The organism is Loktanella sp. M215, from assembly GCF_021735925.1.
In the GTDB taxonomy this organism is placed as follows: Bacteria; Pseudomonadota; Alphaproteobacteria; order Rhodobacterales; family Rhodobacteraceae; genus Loktanella.
In genome coordinates this window covers 1,880,213-1,897,862 of sequence record NZ_WMEA01000001.1, presented here as the reverse complement: position 1 = coordinate 1,897,862, position 17,650 = coordinate 1,880,213, and the positions used below count along the sequence as shown (strand labels likewise).

Sequence of the window (17,650 nt, the reverse complement as noted above, 5' to 3'; positions counted from 1 at the left end):
ATGGACATCATTTTCGAACTCTCCTTCATCTGGGCCGGGCTGATCGCCTTTGCCGTGCTGACCTACGTCGTCCTTGACGGCTTCGATCTGGGGGTGGGCATCCTGTTTCCCTTTGCCCACTCCAAGAAAGACCGCGACACGATGATGAATTCCGTGGCCCCCATCTGGGACGGGAACGAGACATGGCTGGTGCTGGGCGGCGGCGGCCTCTTTGCCGTCTTTCCGCTGGCCTATGCGGTGGTGATGTCGGCGCTGTACATGCCGATCATCCTGATGCTGCTGGCGCTGGTCTTCCGCGGCGTGGCCTTCGAATACCGCTGGAAGACAGAGCGCTGGAAGCGCGTATGGGACGCCGCCTTTTTCGGTGGATCGACCATGGCGGCCCTGTGTCAGGGCATCGCACTGGGGGCGCTGGTTCAGGGCATCAAGATCACCGACCGCCACTATTCGGGCGGCTGGTGGGATTGGCTGACGCCGTTCACAGTGCTGACCGGTGTTGCGGTTGTCGTAGGCTACGCGCTGCTGGGCGCAACTTGGGTCATGATGAAGACGGATGGCGCGGTCCACCACCGGATGCGCGATCTGGCAAAGCCATTGGCGATCGCCACGCTGGTCTTCATCGCCGCCGTCAGCATCTGGACGCCGTTCCAGAACTACACCTACTTCGAACGTTGGTTCGCGATGCCGGGCTTCCTTTATACCCTGCCGATCCCTGTGCTGCTGGCGATTGCGATCTACATGTTGTTCACCGGCCTCGCACGGGGGCACGACGTCACGCCGTTCCTGTCGTCGATGGCATTGTTCGTCATCAGCTTTATCGGCATTGGGATCAGCTTCTATCCCAATATCGTCCCGCCGGCCCTGTCGATCGTCGACGCTGCGGCCCCGGATGCCAGCCTGAAGTTCGCACTGGTCGGGACCTCTGTCCTGATCCCGCTGATCCTCGCCTACACGGCCTATGCCTACTGGGTGTTCCGCGGCAAGCTTGACCCGGACAACGGTTACCACTGATGGCGACCGGCCCGCTTTGGCAGCGGATCGCGTGGTTCGTGGCGATCTGGGTGGCGAGTGTCGCCGCCCTGACCGTTGTCGCCTTCGCAATCCGTCTGGCGATCCTCTAGACGAGGGCCGCTAGGCCTCCAGCGCCACGGCAAGCGCCTCGCCGCCGCCGATGCAGATGCTGGCGATCCCGCGTTTCGCACCGCGCGCGCGCATCGCCCCCAGCAGGGTCACGATGATCCGCGCGCCGGATGCGCCGATCGGGTGGCCAAGTGCGACGGCCCCACCGTGCACGTTGACCCGGTCGTGGCTGATCCCGCAGTCCACCATCGCGGCCATCGGCACGACGGCAAAGGCCTCGTTGATCTCGAACAGGTCCACCTCGGCCAGATCCCAGCCGATCCGCTCTGCCAGCTTGCGCTTGGCAAAGATGGGCGCGGTCGTGAACCAGCCCGGCTCTCCGGCATAGGCAGCATGGCCCACGATCCGGGCGAGCGGCTCTGCCCCCGCCGCTTTCATCGCGTCGCCCGACATCAGCACCAGCGCCGCCGCGCCATCGTTGATGGACGAGGCCGAGGCCGCCGTGATCGTGCCACCATCCGCGAAGGCGGCGCGCAGCTTCGGGATCTTGGTGGTGTCGATGCGGTCCGGTCCTTCGTCGCGGCTGACCGCGACATCGCCCTTGCGGCCCGCCATGACCGGTGCGATTTCCCAGTCGAACAGACCCTCGTTCGCCGCCCGTTTCGCCCGCGTCACGCTTGCGATGGCAAAGGCATCCTGCGCGCCTCGGTCAAAGCCGTAATGCGCGGCGCAGTCCTCTCCAAACGTGCCCATCGACCGGCGCGCGCCGGAATTTGTGCAGGCGTAAGCGTCCTCCAACCCGTCAAACATCATGTGATCCAGCATCACGTCATGGCCGATCCGCGCACCGCCGCGCGCCTTCGGCAACAGGTAGGGGGCATTGGTCATGCTCTCCATCCCGCCTGCGACGACCGTGGCGACATGGCCCGCGAGGATGGCGTCCATGCCTTGCGTCACCGCTTTCATCCCGGACCCGCAGACCTTGCTGACCGTGGTGCAGGGCGTGGCGACCCCCATCCCCGCGCCCAGCGCCGCCTGCCGTGCGGGCGCCTGCCCCAGACCTGCGGGCAGCACGTTGCCCATCAACACCTCGTCCACGGTCGCGGGATCGACCCCTGCCCGGTCAAGCGCCGCCCAGATCGCCACGCTGCCCAGTTGCGGTGCCGTCACGTCAGAAAAAGCGCCCTGGAATGCGCCAAGGGGCGTACGCGCCGCCCCCGTGATGTAAATGTCGGTCATGCCACCCTCCCCGGTTTCGCCGCATCCTTGCGCGTTGGAAATCCGCACGCAAGGGCGCTTGAAGGCGCCGACATCGCGCCTATTCTAGGAGGGGACGGAGCAAGCGCCGAAGGACGAGCCCATGAAATTCACCGAAGAACACCTGTGGCTGCGCGAGGAGGACGGGATGATCGTCGTCGGCGTGACCGAATTCGGCGTCGCCGAATTGGGCGAGATCGCCTTTGTCGAATTGCCCGAGGAAGGCGATGCCGTGGTCAAGGACGATGAATGCGCCGTGGTCGAGAGCGACAAGACGACCTCCGACATCCTCGCCCCCATCGGCGGAGAGATCGTGGACGTGAACACCGCGCTGACCAAGAATCCCGGCCTGCTGGTCGACGATCCTGTTGGCGACGGCTGGCTTTTTGCCATCTCGCCAGAGGACATGGACGAGATGGACGACTTCATGGACGAAGGCGCCTACAAGAAATACGTCGGCTGATCCGGATCAGGCCCGCACCGCCGCCATGAACCGGTCGCGGATCGTGACCGGGTCCATGGTGATCACAGGCATCTTGGCATTCCCGCTGTCGCATTTGCAGACGATGACAGTCTGCTTTCCGTTGTCGATGGCGGCTTGCAGGGTCTTGCCGGTCTCTTCGGCTTGGCAGGCGATGACATTATCGCAGCCACAGGCGCGGGCGACATCCTCCAGCTTCGTCTTCATCCCGGCATAGGTCGGCTGATCGCCGGTGGAGCCGTAGCTGCCGTTATCCACGATCAGCAGGATGAAGTTGTCTGCCACGTTGTTCGCGATGGTCGGCAGCGTTCCGAGGTTCGTCAAGACAGACCCGTCGCCGTCGATCGCGATGACGGTCTTGGGCTGCGACAGGGCCAGACCCAGACCGATGGAGGACGCCAGCCCCATCGTGCCGAGCATGTAGAAATTGCTCGCCTGATCGTGGATCGCGTGCAGTTCCTGTGACGGAATGCCGATATTGCAGACCACAAGCCGGCCGTTCAGGATCGGTGCGATGTCTTTCAGAATCTCTGACCTGATCATTCGCCGTATCCTTTCCAGAAGGACGCATCCGTCAGGATCGCCACGGGCTTGTTGCACATGAAGGTGTATTTCAGGATCGCGTCGAATTCGTCGGCGTCACTCGTCTTGTGAAAATGATAGGTCGGGATGTTCAACTGGGCCAGCAGCGCCTTGGTATGCACCGCCATCTCGGCCTGACATGCGACGGGTTCGCGCAACTCTCCGCGGTAAGAGATCAGCATCGGAAGCGGCATCCGGTAATACTGGATCAGCGTGACCAGCGTGTTGATCGTGACCCCGATCGCCGTATTCTGCATGATGATCGCGCTGCGCGTGCCGCCCATGAAGGCACCGGCACACAGCCCCATCCCCTCGTCCTCCTTGTTGGCGGGGACATGGCGGATGGCGGGATGCGCCTCGACCGCGTCGATGACGCCGGCAAGCTGCTTGCACGGGACGGTGGTGATGAAACCCACGTCGTTCGCCGCGAAATCCGCGACGAGTTTCTCGGAAATGTTCACAGGGATTCTTTCGTGATCTGGGTGGTGGCCGGGTCGAAATCGGGGAAGTACTTGGCCAGCCGCACATCGGCGGTGCGGGCATGGCCCTCCATGCCTTCTAGACGCGAAATCCGGGCGGTCGCCTCGGCCACCGGGCGGGATCCTATGCGGGTCGCCTGCTGCCAGGTGACGATTTTCATGAACTTGTGGACTGACAACCCGCCGGTGTATTTCGCGGCCCCCGACGTCGGCAGGACGTGGTTCGTGCCGCTGGCCTTGTCGCCGAAGGCGACCGTCGTTTCCTCGCCCAGAAACAGGCTGCCGTAGTTGCGCAAGCGGTCCAGCCACCACGGCAGGTCGGCGGCCTGCACGGTCAGGTGTTCCGGCGCATAAACATCTGACGTGGCCGCCATATCTTCACGGCTGTCGCACAGGATCACCTCCGCACAGTCGCGCCATGCGGCTTCGGCGTTCAGGCGGTTCACCTCTGGCAGGGACGCGATCAGGGCGGGCACGCGGGCCATGACATCGCGCGCAAGCGCCTTGTCGTCTGTCACCAGCCAGACCGGCGAATTATAGCCGTGCTCTGCCTGCCCGACGAGGTCGGCCGCAACGATCGCGGCCTCTGCCGTGCCATCCGCGATGATCAGGCTGTCGGTGGGACCGGCGACCATGTCGATGCCAACACGTCCGAACAACAGGCGCTTGGCCTCGGCCACGAACTGGTTGCCGGGCCCGACGAGGATATCGACCGGCGGCAGGCCCAGCAGACCGAAGGCCATGGCCGCGATGCCCTGCACACCGCCCAGCGCGACGATGGTGTCGGCCCCGCACAGATGCGCGGCAAAAATCAGCGCGTCGTCGATGCCGTCCGCGCCGCGCGGCGGCGAACAGGCGGTAATGTGACCGACGCCCGCGACCTTGGCGGTGGTGACGGTCATCACGGCGCTTGCGATGTGGCTGTAGCGCCCACCGGGCACGTAACATCCGGCGGCGCTGACGGGCAGGTTGCGCTGCCCGGCGATCAGGCCGGGCACCACTTCCAGCGTGATGTCCTGCAGGGTGGCGCGCTGCGCCTCGGCAAAGCGGCGGATGTTGGCATGGGCAAAGCGGATGTCGGCCTTCACGGCGTCAGAGACGCGGGCACAGGCAGCGTCGATCTGCGCCGCGGTCAGGACGACGGGGCCGTCGTATCGGTCGAACTGACGGGCGTAATCAAGGACTGCAGCGTCGCCTCCCTCCTCGATCTGCGCCAGCATGTCCTGAACGATCTGCCGCACCTCTGACTTGTCAGTCTGAGGCCGGCGTCTCGCCTGTTTCAGGTAGGTTCGCGTCATCGCCCCTCTCCTTTTCGGCTTACCTTGCGTCCGGGAGGGGGCGTCTGGCAAGCGTCAGGTTGTGACGTCCGGGCCGTCGCGTCCGGTGCGGGCCTTGATTTCCGCAATCTGTTCAGCGACTGCAATGATATCGGCCAACGCGTCCTGCGGATCGTGATCGAAATTCGCGGGATCCAGTTCCAGCGCTTCAAGATAAAGCCGCAGCGTCGCGCCGGACGTTCCGGTCCCGGACAGGCGGATCACGAAGCGCGCGCCGTCGTCAAAGATCACGCGAATGCCCTGATGTTCGGACACCGACCCGTCGACCGGATCGTGATAGGTGTAGTCGTCGGCAGTTGCGACCGTCCGGCCCTGAACGACCTGTCCCGGCAGGTCCGGCAACTTCGCCCGCAGATCGGCGACCAGCGCGTTGGCGGTTTCCGTTTCGATCGCCTCATAATCATGTCGGGAGTAGTAGTTGCGGCCAAAGGTCTGCCAGTGGTCGTGCATGATCTCGGCCACCGACATTTTGCGCGCTGCAAGGATGTTTAGCCACATCAGCACGGCCCAGACGCCGTCCTTTTCGCGGACATGATTGGACCCGGTGCCGAAGGATTCCTCGCCGCACAGCGTGACACGGTTGTCGTCCATCAGATTGCCAAAGAACTTCCAGCCGGTGGGGGTTTCATAGCAGGGCATCCCCATCTTGGCTGCCACGCGGTCGGCGGCGGCAGAGGTGGGCATGGACCGTGCGACACCCGCAAGGCCCTCGGTATAGCCGGGGGCCAGATGGGCGTTGGCGGCCAGCACGGCCAGCGAGTCCGAGGGACTGACATAGACGTTCGGGCCGACGATCATGTTGCGGTCGCCGTCGCCGTCGCTGGCGGCACCGAAATCAGGCGCATCGGGGCCGTTCATCGTGCTCATCAGCTCGTGTGCCCAGGTCGGATTGGGGTCGGGGTGCATGCCGCCAAAGTCGGGCAGCGGCGTGCCGTGCACGACAGAGCCTTTTGCGGCGCCGAGGCGGTTCTCGATGATCTCGGTCGCGTAAGGCCCGGTGATCGCGTTCATCGCGTCGAAGCTGATGCGGAAGCCGCCGTCGATCATCGCCTTGATCGCGGCAAAGTCGAACAGCTTCTCCATCAGGGCGGCATAATCCGCCACCGGATCGACCACGTTGATCGCCATGTCCCCCAGCGATGTCTCGCCCACGGTCGAAAGATCGACATCCTGCGCGTCGGTCATCTTGTAGTCCGTGATTTCAGTCGTGCGGGCAAAGATCCGGTCCGTCAGACCCTCTGCCGCGGGCCCGCCGTTGGGACCGTTGAACTTGATGCCGAAATCCTCGTCCTCGCCGCCGGGGTTGTGGCTGGCGGACATGATCAGGCCGCCATCGGTCTTGTTCAGGCGGATCAGGTGGGACGCGGCAGGGGTCGACAGCAAGGCCCCCTGCCCCACGATCACACGCGCGGCCCCGTTTGCGGCGGCCATGCGCAAAATGACCTGTGCCGCGCGATCATTGAAGAACCGGCCGTCGCCGCCGACGACAAATGTCTTGCCAGAAGCCCCGCCGATGGCGTCGAACACGCTTTGCACGAAGTTTTCCAGATAATGCGGCTGCATGAAAACGCGGGTCTTCTTGCGCAGGCCGGATGTGCCCGGCTTCTGGCCGTCGATCGGTTGGGTGGTCACGATGTGCATGGGCGGTCCTCCTGAACCGGACTTAGGTCAAGCGGGGGTCTGGGCAAAGACGCAGACGGATTGCGCCGCGATACGGGCCGTTGTGCCGGCAACGCACTGCGGTCCATCATCGGGGGCGGCGGTATCCAGCACAAGTTCCCACAGACTATCGGCGGGCAGGTCCGGCAACGTGATCGTCACCTCGTCACCCGCGTTGAAGGTCAGGAACAACACGTCGGTCGAGGCCGCATATTCCGGCGTGTCGGACGAGGTCCGCACCTCCACCGACAGAGCGCGCCAGTCGGGGTTCTGCCAGTCGGCAGAGGTCGGCGCCCGCCCGTCAGGCATCCGCCAGAACAGGTCCGGCTTGCCGTCGACACGCCGCGCGCGGCTGTGCAGGAAACGCGACTGGCGCAGCACCGGGTGGGCGCGACGCAGGTTGGACAGACGCTCGACAAAGGCCAGCATCTTGTGATCGGGCTTGTGCCAGTTGATCCAGCCCTGATCGTTGTCCTGCGCATAGGTGTTGTTGTTGCCCCACTGGGAATTGCCGATCTCGTCCCCCGCCAGCAGCATCGGCGTGCCTTGGGACAAGAACACCGTGGCCAGCAGGTTGCGCTTGCGCTGCGCCCGGGCGGCGCGGATGGCCGGATCGTCGGTCGGGCCTTCATGGCCCATGTTGTCGGAATAGTTGTCGTCCTTGCCGTCGCGGTTGTCCTCGCCGTTGGCGGCGTTGTGCTTGACGTTATAGCTGACGACGTCCTCCAGCACGAAACCGTCGTGGACCGTGACGAAGTTGATCGACGACGTGGCGGCGCGGCCCGAGTGGTCGAACTGTTCCGCGCTGCCGACGATCCGCTTGGCCAGATCGGCGGTGATCCCCTTGTCGCCGCGCCAGTACTTGCGGACGTTGTCGCGGTACTTGTCGTTGAACTCCAGAAACGGATGCGGCCAGTTGCCCAACTGATAACCGCCGGGGCCAAGGTCCCACGGCTCTGCGATCAGCTTCACGGTGCCCAGCACCGGGTCCTGACGCAGCGCATCAAGGAACCCGCCCTGCCGGTCGAAACCGTGCTCTTCCCTGCCCAGAATGGTAGCGAGGTCAAAGCGGAAGCCGTCGACGTGCATCACCTCAACCCAGTAGCGCATGGAATCCATGATCATCCGCAGGACCATCGGATGTTCGACGCGGAGTGTATTTCCGGTGCCGGTATCGTTGACGTAGAACCGCTTGTCAGCTGCCAGCCGGTAATAAGACAGGTTGTCAAAGCCCTTGAACGACAGGGTCGGCCCCATCTCGTTGCCTTCGGCGGTGTGGTTATACACGACGTCAAGCACGACCTCGATCCCGGCAGAGTGGAAGCGGCGCACCATGGTCTGGAATTCCCAGATCCCCTGATCGGTCATGTAACGCGGTTCCGGCGCAAAGAACCCGATGGTGTTGTAACCCCAATAGTTGCGCAGCCCCTGTTGCGACAGGAAATGGTCGTCGACATAGGCCTGTGCGGGCATCAACTGCACCGTGGTTACGCCGATACGCGTCAGGTGTTCCAGCACCGGTTCCGACGACAGGCCCAGAAACCGGCCGCGGGTCATCGGCGAGACACCGGGCATCCGCGCGGTCAACCCCTTGACGTGCGCCTCGTAAAGCACCGTATCGGATGGCGTCACGGCAGGCGGCTTGTCATCGCCCCAATTGAAAGACGGATCCACGACCATGCTGCGCGGCACGGCAAAGGCGCTGTCACGGTTGTCGAAACTCAGATCCTCGCGCGGGCTGCCGACCTTGTAACCCATGACGGCGTCCGACCAGCGCAGCTTGCCCGCGATGCGCTTGGCGTAAGGGTCCAGCAGCAGCTTGTTGTAGTTGAAGCGGTGACCCTGTTCCGGCTCATACGGTCCCTGAACACGAAAGCCGTATTTCGCGCCGGGTGTCAGACCTGCGACGTAGACGTGCCATATATCGCCATCGCGTTCCAGCAGCGGGATCCGGGCGCGTTCCTTGCGCCCGTCATCAGTGAACAGACACAGGTCGATCGCCTCGGCGTGTTCTGAAAAGACGGCGAAATTCACACCCTGCCCGTCGAAGGTCGCACCCAGCGGATTGGGGCGACCGGCCGCAAGCGGATGGTCACGCAATTTTGTCGGGATACCGGTATTCAGGTTTGCATTCACGCCGTCAGCGACTCGTATAATTGGGCATAAGCTAAAGCAGATGTATCCCATCCCAGGGCCTGGGACATCCCGCGTTTTTGCATGGCTGCCCATCCCTTGGCATCCCGGTGCAATTCGACCACTGTGCGCAACGCCTGGCCGAAGGCCAGCGCGTCGACGGGGTGGAACTGTACGCCTGTCGCCACATTCGCCATGCGCGCCATCGGGTTGGCGTCGATCACCGTATCCGCAAGACCACCGGTCAGCGCCACCACAGGCACGCAGCCGTAGCGCAGACCGTAAAGCTGCGTCAGCCCGCAAGGCTCGAACCGGGACGGCACCAGCACCGCATCACCGCCAGCGAACATGCGGTGGGCCAGCGCCTCGTCATAGCCGATGCGCAGACCGATCCGGCTCGGATGCGCCTTGACCAGATCCATCAGCGCCTCCTCCAGATACGGCTCTCCCGAGCCCAGAATGGCGAGGCCACCGCCCTGCGCCACAAAGTCTGCGGCCGTGGCGACGATCAGGTCGATCCCCTTTTGATCCGTCAACCGGCTGACGACGATGCCGAGGGGGCCATCAATGCCGGTCAGTCCGAATTCAGCCATCAAGGCGTCCCGGTTGGGCCGCTTGCGACCCAGCGCTGCGCGGGTATAGGTCCGGGCGATCTCGGGATCGGTCTCGGGATTCCAGACCGTGTCGTCGATCCCGTTGAGGATGCCGTGCAGGTCCGCCGCGCGGTACGCCATCAGGCCTTCGAACCCCATGCCGAAATCGCCGCGCATCAGTTCCGCCGCATAGGTCGGGCTGACGGTCGTGATCGCGTCGGCGGTGGCAAGCCCTGCCTTGAGACTGGACAGGTGACCCCAGTATTCCAACGTGTCGGTGTTGAACGCCTCGAACGGCAGGCGCAATTCGCCCAGCATCGCGGCGGAGGCGTTGCCCTGAAAGGCGATGTTGTGAACGGTCATCACCGTTTTGACGCGGGTATCGCCGGCAAAGCGCAGATAGGCGGGCGCAAAGCCCGCTTGCCAGTCGTGGCAATGCATCACATCCGGCACCCAGCCGTCCGACAGACCGGTGATCGCGATACGCGACGCAGCCCAGGACAAGGCCGCAAACCGCTGGGCGTTGTCAGGAAAATCCTTGGGATTACCGTAAGGTCCGCCTGCCCGGTCATAAAGGTGCGGCGCGTCCAGCAGCAGGACCATGTCGGCCCCGACTTGTCCCATCACCACCCGCGCCGGGCCACCGAAAAGGTCTGGGTCGGACCAGACCTCTTGCCCTGCCCCCGCCTTTTCGATCAGACCGGGATAGGCGGGCAGCAGGCTGCGCATGTCCCATCCCTGCCCCAGCAACGCGCCGGGCAGCGCACCCGCCACGTCTGCCAGTCCGCCGGTCTTGACCAGCGGCACGTATTCAGAGGCGACGGAAAGGACACGACCCGGCATGGCTTACCTCTTGGCGTTGAAAGCTTCGATCATCGTCTTGGTGACCAATACGACCCCGCCTTCGGACACGCGGAAACCGTTGGCGCGGTCCGTATCGGAATCCTCACCGATCGACAGGCCCTCGGGGATTTCGACACCGCGGTCGATCACGCAGTTGCGCAACTGGGCACGGCGATTGACGGTGACGTCGGGCAGCGCCACCACACGCAGCAACGACGCATAAGAGTGCGTCCGCACCCCTGTGAACAGCAGCGATTCAGCCACTTCAGAGCCGGAGATGATGCAGTTGCCGCTGACCATCGACGACACGGCAGATCCCCGCCTGCCATCCTCGTTGTGGATGAACTTGGCCGGCGGCACGCTTTCGGCGTAGGTCCAGATCGGCCAGCTGGTGTCGTAAAGGTCCAGCGGCGGGGTGAATTGCGTCAGGTCGATATTGGCCTGCCAGAAGGCGTCGATGGTGCCGACGTCACGCCAGTAGGGTTCGGTTTCAAGACCGGAGGTGACACAGGAATCCTCGAACCGGTGGGCCATCGCCTTGCCGTTGGCGACCATGTAGGGGATAATGTCGTGCCCGAAATCATGGCTGGAGTTGGTGTCGACCATGTCCTCCAGCAGGCGTTCGCGCAGGACCTTCCAGTCGAAGATGTAGATGCCCATGGACGCCAGCGCATGGTCCGGATCGCCGGGGATGCTGGGCGGATCCTTGGGCTTTTCCAGGAAATCGGTGATCTGATTCTTGCCATCGACGTGCATGACGCCAAAGGCCACGGCCTCCATCCGGGGGACGGTGAGGCAGCCGATCGTCACGTCAGCCTGCGTGTCGACATGCTGCTGCAGCATGACCTCGTAATCCATCTTGTAGATGTGGTCGCCCGCCAGCACGACGATGTAGTCGATGTCATAGCTGTCGATGATGTCGATGTTCTGCGTCACGGCGTCGGCGGTGCCGACATACCATTTGGTTTCATCCATCCGCTGCGAGGCGGGCAGGATATCGAGGAATTCGTTCCGCTCTGCCCGCAAGAAGCCCCAGCCGCGCTGGCAGTGGCGGATCAGGCTGTGCGCCTTGTATTGCGTGGCAATCGCCATCTTCCGGATGCCGGAGTTCAGCGCGTTCGACAGCGCAAAGTCCACGATCCGGGTCTTGCCGCCGAAATAGACGGCCGGTTTGGCGCGATTGTCGGTCAACTCCTTCAAGCGGCTGCCCCGGCCGCCAGCCAGAACAAAGGCAAGAGCGCGGTTGGACAGGCGGGTGTTCGGCGTCGGCTTCATATTGTTCCTCCCAGAAAGATTATGCATCTTGATGTACGAAGATAACTGTCGAAAGCGGCGGAATGTTCATCAGTGCTGACTGATCCTGTCCCATCCACGGCGTATTTTCCGATGAAATGCCGCCCATGTTGCCACGACCGCCGCCGCCGTAGGCTTCTGCATCGGAATTGAGCGCCTCGCGCCAGCGCCCTGCCACGGGCAGCCCAACACAGTAGCCGGGCCGGTCCACCGGCGTCATGTTCATCACGACGACGACCTTGGGATCATCCGGGCCGCCGTGCCGGACGTAGGCAAAGACGGACCTGTCGGCGTCATTCGCCTCCAGCCACTGAAACCCGCTGGGCCGCGTGTCATTCAGATGAAGACTCGGCGTTGCGCGATAAAGCAGGTTCAGGTCGCGGACCCACATCTGCATGCCTTTATGGCGGCCATCGTCGCATTCGTGCCAGTCAAGGCTCTGGTTGTGGTTCCATTCCTTCGACTGCGCGAATTCCTGTCCCATGAACAACAGTTTCTTGCCCGGATGGGTCCACATGAAACCGTAATAGGCGCGCAGGTTGGCATACCTCTCCCAGGCGTTGCCGGGCATCTTGTGCAACATCGATCCCTTGCCGTGCACGACCTCGTCATGGCTGATCGGCAGCACGTAATTTTCGCCAAAGGCATAGTGCAGGCTGAACGTCATCTCGTGGTGGTGATGCTTGCGGTGGATCGGGTCGAGTTCCATGTAGCGCAGGCTGTCGTTCATCCACCCCATGTTCCACTTGAACCCGAAGCCCAGACCGCCGTAGTCCACCGGCCGCGACACGCCGGGAAAGGCGGTGCTTTCCTCGGCCACGGTCATGATGCCCGGCACCTCGCCGTAGGTCAGGGTGTTCATGTTCTGCAGCAGCGCGATCGCCTCGTAATTTTCGCGCCCGCCGTCCTTGTTCGGCACCCATTCGTCGTGCTTGCGGGAGTAGTCGCGATACAGCATCGAGGCCACCGCATCGACGCGGAGGCCGTCAAGGTGATATTCCTCCAGCCAGTATAGCGCGTTTGAGGTATAGTAGTTTGCCACTTCATTGCGGCCGAAGTTCGGAATCAGAGTGTTCCAGTCCTGATGAAACCCCTCGCGCGGATCGGCGTGTTCGTAAAGGTGCGTGCCGTCGAAGCTGCCCAGACCGTGCGCATCCGTCGGGAAATGCCCCGGCACCCAGTCCAGCAACACACCCAGTCCCTTGGCGTGCGCGGCATCCACCAGCGCCCGGAATTCATCGGGTGTGCCGTGGCGGATCGTCGGCGCATACATCCCGATCGGCTGATAGCCCCATGATCCATCAAAGGGATGTTCGGAAATCGGCATCATCTCGATATGGGTAAAGCCCATCCAGGCGGCGTAATCCACCAGATCCGTCGCGAGTTCGACATAGGACAACGGCCGGTTGCCCGGCGCGCGCTTCCAGCTGGCCAGATTCACTTCGTAGATGCTGATCGGCGCGTCGATCGTCTGTGCCTGTGCGCGTGTCTGCAAGAAGGTGGCATCGTGCCACTGCGCATGGGACAGGTCGCGCACGACCGATCCGGTCCGCGGCGGATGCTCCGACCCATAGCCGAAAGGGTCGGCCTTCAGCGGCAAAGGTGCGCCGTCAGGGCCCAGGATCTCGTATTTGTAGATCTCGCCGTCGCCCAGCCCGGGCATGAAGATTTCCCAGATACCGCCGTCGCGGCGCCGCATCGGCGCGCGGCGCCCGTCCCAGACATTAAAATTTCCAACGACCGAAACCCGCTGCGCATTCGGCGCCCAGACGGCAAAGTGCGTCCCGTCAACGCCCTCATGCGTCATGACATGGGCACCCAAAGCCTGCCACAGGCGGCGATAACTGCCTTCTCCGATGAAATACAGGTCGTCCTGCGACAGCACCGGGCCAAAGCTGTAGGGGTCGTCAAACGTCCAGTTGCTCCCCTGCGCCGTGGCGTGCAGGCGATAGGTCTGCGGCGCTTTCGAAAAGGCCGCGACGAAAAGGCCGGGATAATCCCGCAATGCCACCAGCGGCACCTCTGTCTGTCCCGCAAGGCAGGTCACGGCATCGGCGCCGGGCACGAAGACCGACAGCAGAACGGCGCCGTCCCTGTCCTGCAGACCCAGTTGCGCGAAGGGATCGGCGCAGTGGCCGTTCGCAATGGCGCGGGCTGCGTTGTGATCGACCAGCGCCGCGGCGTCCGGTGTCTTGGTCTGTCCCATCAGGATCCCTTTTCGTCGCAGCGGCGCACGGGGCGGCGCGATGGCGCGGTTGCCTGTATTCCAACCGCTCCTGCGCCGGAACGCAAGCCATTCACGTTTCGTAAAGATTTTCATGCGTTGCTGCAACGGACCAGCTCAGGCCCGGTGGCGGTCCGCATGGTGTTGCACCGACGCCATAAGGCGCGGGAACCCGATCGTCCGGCTAGCCCGATCCGGACCCTGCACGTATCAAGGGGCGATCCCGCGATGGAATCAAGACACAGGATGACGATGCGCTGTCTGCTATTTTTCTTGATGCTTCTGACCGCTGCGCCCGCGGCAGCGCAATCGCGTGACGGGATCGGCAACGGCAGGCTGTTCGATAACGATATGCTCGGCGACGGCCACGACCGCTGGCGCACCGGCAGCTTCGTGTTCAGCCATCTGCGTGCGCCCAGACCCTATGACGGGACGGCGCAACCCTTTGGCGCCTTGCTGGAATACAGGTTCCGGTCCGAGATCATTGCCCCCTATCGCCGCAACGGGGACCGCCCCTACGCCGGGGTCCTCAGCCTCGGGCTGCATACGCATTTCGGTCAGGGTGACACGCAGTTCAGTCTTGGCGGCGATGTAATGGCGATCGGACCGCAGACCGGTCTGGCGGATTTTCAACGGGGGTTCCACAGTACCTTCGGGCTGCGGCGCCCGAAGACTCAAAACGCGCTGCCAGACCAGTTCGCGATCCACACCACGGCAGAGGCGCGCCAGACCATCCACTTGGGCGACACCACGACCCTGCGTCCCTTCATCGAGGGTCAGACCGGCGCAGAGGATCTGATTCGCGCCGGTGCAGACCTGATCCTTGGCAGTGCGGTCGGTCAGCGCGACCTGCTGTTGCGCGACGTGGTGACAGGGCAACTGTATCGCGGCACGCAGGACGACGCGCAGGGGATCAGCTTTGTGCTGGGCGGCGATGTCGCGGCTGCGGGCGACAGCCTTTACCTCCCCGACTCGCAGGGGGCCGCGCCGCGCGAGACGCGGACACGCGCCCGCGCCGGGGTACATTGGCAACCGGTGCCGGGTCTGGCGCTGTTCTATGGCGCAACCTATCTCGGCCCCGAATTCAAAGGTCAGGACGAAAGTCAGGTCGTCGGCTCACTGAAGCTCAATTTCAACTTCTGACTTTAAAACGACGCATGACCTTGCAGACCGCTTGCCTGCGGCCCTGCCCTGTGACTACCCTTGGACCTAGATCCCGCGCGATGAATGACGCGGGACGCGCAGTCGAGGCAAAGAGAGCAGGCATGAACACGGGCTTTACCGGCACGTTTGTCATTCCCTGGTCGCAAACGGAACTGGACGGGCGCCGCTCTGCGCCGGTCGCAGGCATTCGCGCCGGTGGCGCCTGGTCATGGACCGGGCAGCCGGTCCGTGTGGACGGGCCAAGCGCCATCCTTCCGTTGGGACCATCGAAGGATATGGCAGACCTGCGCAAGCGGGCCGCACCGACGGTGCGCCGCATTCTGGCAGGATCGCGTGCGCCGGTGGTGCCGCCCCCTGCCCTGTTGCAGGATCCGCTGTTCACCGCGTCCTTCACGGTGACGGACGGTCGCGCCGCATGGACGGTGACGCTGATCCCGCGCGGGCCGGGTCGCAAACCCCTGCTGATGTTCCTCGATGCGCTGCCGCCGCGCGACACCGACCTCTGGATCGTGCGCCACGACATCGACGCCACCACGCTGGCAGAGGCCGAAGATGTACCGCAGGGCGTGATCTGCTTTACCCCCGGCACGATGATCCTGACGCCGGAAGGGCCGCGCGATGTCGCGTCCCTTGGCGAAGGATGCCGGGTGCAGACGCAGGACAATGGCCCGGCCGAGGTGCTGTGGATCGGCAAGCGGCACGTGACGGGCGCCCGCCTGCGCGCCTTGCCGGACCTGGCGCCGGTCCGGCTGCGCACCGGCGCTCTGGACAACGACGTGCCGGACGCGGGGCTGCTGGTCTCTCCGGACCATCGCATCGTCCTGCACGGCCCGCGCGCGCGCGCCTTGTTCAATGCAGAAGAGGTGCTGGTCACGGCCCGTGACCTGATCGACGACAGCCGCGTCTTGCGTGACCACAGCCTGCGCGCGGTCACCTATATCCATATGATGTTGCCAAGCCACCAGATCGTCTTTGCCAACAACGTCGCGACCGAAAGCTTTCACCCCGCCAGTGCCGCCCTGTCGACCATGGCTCCGGACGACCTCGACCGGATGTTCGGGCGTCTGCCGGACCTGCGCTGTGACATCGACGCCTACGGCGCCTATGCCCGCCGCGTGCTCACGCTCAGCGAAGCGACCGTCCTGCGCCACGATGCGGGGCGCAGGATCTAGCTTCCGGTCTCGCCGTGGGTGTTCAGGAAATACTGGGACAGGATCGGCGTGGATGCCGCCCCCAAGGCACGGGCGTTTGGACCGATGCTGCCGGCGACGATGGCCGGGGCGGCCAATCCGCGCAGGTCAAGACCCGCAAGGCACGCCGCCGTCTGCGCCACCAGTCGGCTGCGGACGTCCGCCGGAAATCCGCCGTCGATCACGATCGCTTCGAAGTCGATCACCGAACAGACCGTCAGCGACGCCAGCGCCAGATGCTCGGCTGTGACCGCGATCCAGTCGTCCAGAATCGGTCCGAACTGCGACCAGTCCTGTGGCAGGGTCCACAGCACCGACGGGTCGTGACCCGCTTTGACCAGCGCCGTTTCCAGCAGGTGCAGGGACGCCGCATCGATCAGCTGAATATCATGCCCGTCCGGTCCCCGCATCGGCAGCGATCCGAAGGCCCCGGCATTGCCTGACCGCCCCTCAAAGACGGAATGGTTCAGGATCACACCGCCCCCGACGAACGATCCCACGAAGAAATAGGCATAGTCGCGCCAGCTGCGACCAACGCCATAGATATGCTCGGCCCGACTGGCGGCAGTCGCGTCATTTTCCACAAAGACCGGCAAGGTCGAAAAATCCGCGATCGCCGCCGTGAAATCAAAGGACTTCCAGGTCTGCATCGTATCCGCAGGCGCACCAATGATATCGTGCCAGTTCCAGATCTCGTAGGGCATGGCGATGCCGATCCCTGCGATCCTGTCCGCCGCCGCCGGCGTCAGCGCAACGGAAAAGGCCGCCATCTCGTCGCGCAGAAAGCTCAGAATTGCTGCAGGCAGCGGATAGCGATAGGTCAGGTTCCGCTCGGCCACGAGCCGGCCAATCATGTCGGTCAGGACCAGATCGGCACTGCGCCGCCCGATCTTCAACCCTACCGCATAGGCGCCCTGCGGCGCCAGGTCCATCGGGATGGAGGGTTTGCCCACCCGTCCGCGCTGCGGGCTGCCCCGCGTCAACAACCCGTCCTGTTCCAGACCCCGCAGGATCACCGACACCGTCTGCGGCGACAGGCCCGTGCGCCGCGCGATATCGCTGCCCGCAGATGCACCGTTGCGCAAAAGCGTCGTCAGGATTAACCTTTCGTTGTGGTCACGCAGCGTGTGCTGGTTCCGCCCCGTCCCCGGATCGCGCACATCAATCTCAGTCATGATCCGACCTCCCACACTGACAATCACAATTCACCTTTAATAAATCAAGTTGATTTATTTATTGACGAATCGCTTCTCATGATGTTTATCGGGATCAGTCCCCAGCCGGGAGGGCGCGGGGCACGAGCGGTCGAGACCGCTAGACATCCTTGGGAGGCTA

General features: G+C 63.7%; 15 protein-coding genes. 5 read left to right on the top strand and 10 right to left on the bottom strand.

The features are described 5' to 3' along the window. Together cydB and GLR48_RS09280 are read left to right on the top strand one after the other, a co-directional pair. Positions 1-1,011 carry a cytochrome d ubiquinol oxidase subunit II gene (gene cydB / locus GLR48_RS09285; RefSeq protein WP_272911386.1) on the top strand — a complete coding sequence of 337 codons (1,011 nt, stop codon included), beginning with the start codon at positions 1-3 and terminating at the stop codon, positions 1,009-1,011. Then, positions 1,011-1,121 carry a DUF2474 family protein gene (locus GLR48_RS09280; RefSeq protein ID WP_237060984.1) on the top strand — a complete coding sequence of 37 codons (111 nt, stop codon included), beginning with the start codon at positions 1,011-1,013 and terminating at the stop codon, positions 1,119-1,121. The genes cydB and GLR48_RS09280 overlap by 1 nt, the downstream gene beginning before the upstream one ends. Positions 1,122-1,131: 10 nt before the next feature. On the opposite strand, the gene GLR48_RS09275 is transcribed toward GLR48_RS09280, so the two are convergent. Beyond that, a complete protein-coding gene (locus tag GLR48_RS09275) occupies positions 1,132-2,319 on the bottom strand; it encodes an acetyl-CoA C-acyltransferase (RefSeq protein WP_237060983.1) in 1,188 nt (395 codons plus the stop codon). A gap of 121 nt (positions 2,320-2,440) precedes the next feature. On the opposite strand from GLR48_RS09275, the gene gcvH reads away from it, so the two are divergent. Next, positions 2,441-2,800, top strand: a complete 360-nt coding sequence (gene gcvH, locus GLR48_RS09270; RefSeq protein WP_237060982.1) for a glycine cleavage system protein GcvH — start codon at positions 2,441-2,443, stop codon at positions 2,798-2,800. 6 nt (positions 2,801-2,806) lie between these two features. On the opposite strand, the gene comE is transcribed toward gcvH, so the two are convergent. From comE to glgB, 8 genes are read right to left on the bottom strand one after another with little or no spacing between them, the layout of a single operon-like run. Continuing rightward, positions 2,807-3,361, bottom strand: a complete 555-nt coding sequence (gene comE, locus GLR48_RS09265) for a sulfopyruvate decarboxylase subunit beta (protein ID WP_237060981.1) — start codon at positions 3,359-3,361, stop codon at positions 2,807-2,809. Further along, complete coding sequence (locus GLR48_RS09260; protein WP_237060980.1) at positions 3,358-3,861, bottom strand: sulfopyruvate decarboxylase subunit alpha; 504 nt, start codon at positions 3,859-3,861, stop codon at positions 3,358-3,360. Before GLR48_RS09260 ends, comE begins: the two co-directional genes overlap by 4 nt. After that, positions 3,858-5,177 carry a histidinol dehydrogenase gene (hisD, locus tag GLR48_RS09255; RefSeq protein ID WP_237060979.1) on the bottom strand — a complete coding sequence of 440 codons (1,320 nt, stop codon included), beginning with the start codon at positions 5,175-5,177 and terminating at the stop codon, positions 3,858-3,860. The genes GLR48_RS09260 and hisD overlap by 4 nt, the downstream gene beginning before the upstream one ends. Positions 5,178-5,231: 54 nt before the next feature. Continuing rightward, positions 5,232-6,857 carry an alpha-D-glucose phosphate-specific phosphoglucomutase gene (locus GLR48_RS09250; protein ID WP_237060978.1) on the bottom strand — a complete coding sequence of 542 codons (1,626 nt, stop codon included), beginning with the start codon at positions 6,855-6,857 and terminating at the stop codon, positions 5,232-5,234. A gap of 27 nt (positions 6,858-6,884) precedes the next feature. Continuing rightward, positions 6,885-9,011: a glycogen debranching protein GlgX gene (gene glgX / locus GLR48_RS09245; protein WP_237060977.1), complete on the bottom strand. Its 2,127-nt coding sequence runs from the start codon at positions 9,009-9,011 to the stop codon at positions 6,885-6,887. Beyond that, positions 9,008-10,444, bottom strand: a complete 1,437-nt coding sequence (gene glgA / locus GLR48_RS09240) for a glycogen synthase GlgA (RefSeq protein WP_237060976.1) — start codon at positions 10,442-10,444, stop codon at positions 9,008-9,010. Before glgA ends, glgX begins: the two co-directional genes overlap by 4 nt. 3 nt (positions 10,445-10,447) lie before the next feature. Further along, entirely contained in the window at positions 10,448-11,719 is a 1,272-nt protein-coding gene (glgC, locus tag GLR48_RS09235; protein ID WP_237060975.1) for a glucose-1-phosphate adenylyltransferase, read from the bottom strand. A 19-nt stretch (positions 11,720-11,738) separates the two neighbouring features. After that, a complete protein-coding gene (gene glgB, locus GLR48_RS09230; protein WP_237060974.1) occupies positions 11,739-13,943 on the bottom strand; it encodes a 1,4-alpha-glucan branching protein GlgB in 2,205 nt (734 codons plus the stop codon). Positions 13,944-14,213: 270 nt separating this feature from the next. On the opposite strand from glgB, the gene GLR48_RS09225 reads away from it, so the two are divergent. Next, complete coding sequence (locus GLR48_RS09225; protein WP_237060973.1) at positions 14,214-15,104, top strand: lipid A-modifier LpxR family protein; 891 nt, start codon at positions 14,214-14,216, stop codon at positions 15,102-15,104. A gap of 122 nt (positions 15,105-15,226) precedes the next feature. Beyond that, positions 15,227-16,297, top strand: a complete 1,071-nt coding sequence (locus tag GLR48_RS09220; protein WP_237060972.1) for a Hint domain-containing protein — start codon at positions 15,227-15,229, stop codon at positions 16,295-16,297. Here the strand turns inward: GLR48_RS09220 and GLR48_RS09215 are convergent. Further along, positions 16,294-17,490 carry an ROK family transcriptional regulator gene (locus GLR48_RS09215; protein ID WP_237060971.1) on the bottom strand — a complete coding sequence of 399 codons (1,197 nt, stop codon included), beginning with the start codon at positions 17,488-17,490 and terminating at the stop codon, positions 16,294-16,296. The two genes, GLR48_RS09220 and GLR48_RS09215, sit on opposite strands and share 4 nt — an antisense overlap. Positions 17,491-17,650 lie beyond the last annotated feature (160 nt).

Bases quoted from the DNA above. Each gene is read 5' to 3' on its own strand.
- cydB (WP_272911386.1), top strand. From the start codon at position 1: ATGGACATCATTTTCGAACTCTCCTTCATCTGGGCCGGGCTGATCGCC.
- GLR48_RS09280 (WP_237060984.1), top strand. From the start codon at position 1,011: ATGGCGACCGGCCCGCTTTGGCAGCGGATCGCGTGGTTCGTGGCGATC.
- GLR48_RS09275 (WP_237060983.1), bottom strand. From the start codon at position 2,319: ATGACCGACATTTACATCACGGGGGCGGCGCGTACGCCCCTTGGCGCA.
- gcvH (WP_237060982.1), top strand. From the start codon at position 2,441: ATGAAATTCACCGAAGAACACCTGTGGCTGCGCGAGGAGGACGGGATG.
- comE (WP_237060981.1), bottom strand. From the start codon at position 3,361: ATGATCAGGTCAGAGATTCTGAAAGACATCGCACCGATCCTGAACGGC.
- hisD (WP_237060979.1), bottom strand. From the start codon at position 5,177: ATGACGCGAACCTACCTGAAACAGGCGAGACGCCGGCCTCAGACTGAC.
- GLR48_RS09250 (WP_237060978.1), bottom strand. From the start codon at position 6,857: ATGCACATCGTGACCACCCAACCGATCGACGGCCAGAAGCCGGGCACA.
- glgA (WP_237060976.1), bottom strand. From the start codon at position 10,444: ATGCCGGGTCGTGTCCTTTCCGTCGCCTCTGAATACGTGCCGCTGGTC.
- glgC (WP_237060975.1), bottom strand. From the start codon at position 11,719: ATGAAGCCGACGCCGAACACCCGCCTGTCCAACCGCGCTCTTGCCTTT.
- glgB (WP_237060974.1), bottom strand. From the start codon at position 13,943: ATGGGACAGACCAAGACACCGGACGCCGCGGCGCTGGTCGATCACAAC.
- GLR48_RS09225 (WP_237060973.1), top strand. From the start codon at position 14,214: ATGCGCTGTCTGCTATTTTTCTTGATGCTTCTGACCGCTGCGCCCGCG.
- GLR48_RS09220 (WP_237060972.1), top strand. From the start codon at position 15,227: ATGAACACGGGCTTTACCGGCACGTTTGTCATTCCCTGGTCGCAAACG.
- GLR48_RS09215 (WP_237060971.1), bottom strand. From the start codon at position 17,490: ATGACTGAGATTGATGTGCGCGATCCGGGGACGGGGCGGAACCAGCAC.